The sequence below is a fragment of the Phocaeicola sp. GP0067 genome (genome assembly GCF_031119655.1).
Lineage (GTDB): Bacteria > Bacteroidota > Bacteroidia > Bacteroidales > Bacteroidaceae > Phocaeicola > Phocaeicola vulgatus.
Window position 1 is genome coordinate 1 of sequence record NZ_JAVHZY010000062.1, and the last position, 1,421, is coordinate 1,421.

Below are 1,421 nucleotides of genomic sequence, written 5' to 3' on the forward strand. Positions count from 1 at the left end.
GGGTCAACGTAACAATCTGAGGGATTTTATATTTAAGCATATAATTTAGCAAGTCTATATAAGAAAAAAGCTCTATCTCTTACTCCTCTGAACTGTGCTCTAAATGCTTTGATTTTAGCATTGAATGACTCAGCTTCGGCATTGGTTGCCCTCCTTTCAAAAAAATTGATTATATCCAGATAATGTGTTTGTATAGAACGTGCGACCCTTCCAAAGGTGAGGAACCCTGATTTATCTACTTCATCATACCCCCTTGCCAGCCTTGTCAAAGCAATATCCTTAAACTTACACTGATGATAGATTAAGCCTAACCGCATAGACAGATAATATCCTTTCTTTATATCGGGATATTCCTTGAAAAGAATTTCAGCCCGTATTCTTTGAGACTGAGTCCATAAGGATTCCTTCTTGTAAAGCAGATAAATACTTCTCGCTAACAACTGCTTTCTTGTATCTCCATTAGCGAAAACAGGTGCATGATACATCTTTCCACAGGCCTTTGCATAAGCAATCTGAGTGGACTCTTCATCCAAAGCCTCCCAGCGAGCTTTTACCCGCATCTCCTGCACCGCTTCATAAGCTACCTTCTGTACGTGAAAGCGATCGGTAACACGTTTGGCCGCAGGAAAGCAGATGCGTGCAATCTGCTCCATGTTAGGAGCCATATCCAAAGTAATCTCGCGCACTTGGTAACGGCGGCGACGGGATAGCTTAAGCAGGACAGAAGTGACCGTATGAACGTCCGTACCTTTAATGATGGCAATCATACTACCTTTACCACCGTGAGCTTCTTTATTGGTCAGGACAGTATAGAGTTCCCCACGCGAGAGGGCTACCTCATCAATACAGATACAAGCACCGATATTCTTTTCGAATAGTAGCCAACTCTCTGCATGAACAAGTTGGTCCCAATGGAGATAACCACTTAGATGGTTACGGTATTGACGCTCCAATAAATCCCCGTCAACTCCAGATAAAACACCTAAGAGCTTGCAACTGATCGGATAGCTATCAATATAGTTCTTTTAAAAAAGACGCAAAATCCTGCGTCATACGAGTACCTTCAGCCACCATACGCCAGTTACGAGAGATATACTCATTATGCTTCTTTAAGAGCCAGCGACGACGACGAATATTAAGGAAGACCTTCTTGCCACGAAGAGGAAAATCCTGAACAATAACAGGATCATAAAAGCCTTTACTCTCAGTATCCTGATCTGTATACTTCTCAGGAACGATATTTTTCTCCTCAAGATAGATCACAACTTCATTTACGCTTTCCTTCACATCAACAAGATCAAAGTAATCTAAAGTGCCTTCAGGAAGAAGAAGGCGATAACCGTTTAACTCCATAAGCTATGAATTTGGAAACAAAGATAACAATTTATAAATTTACCCCTCAGCTTTTTACATTGACCCAA

General features: G+C 41.2%; 2 protein-coding genes. Both read right to left on the bottom strand.

Annotation, left to right across the window (positions count from 1 at the left end):
* Window positions 1-32: 32 nt before the first annotated feature.
* Entirely contained in the window at window positions 33-953 is a 921-nt protein-coding gene (locus tag RE317_RS20900) for a transposase (protein ID WP_308821669.1), read from the bottom strand.
* Between the two features lie 58 nt (window positions 954-1,011).
* On the bottom strand, window positions 1,012-1,353 hold the full coding sequence (locus RE317_RS20905; RefSeq protein ID WP_008668438.1) for a hypothetical protein: 342 nt from the start codon (window positions 1,351-1,353) through the stop codon (window positions 1,012-1,014).
* Window positions 1,354-1,421 lie beyond the last annotated feature (68 nt).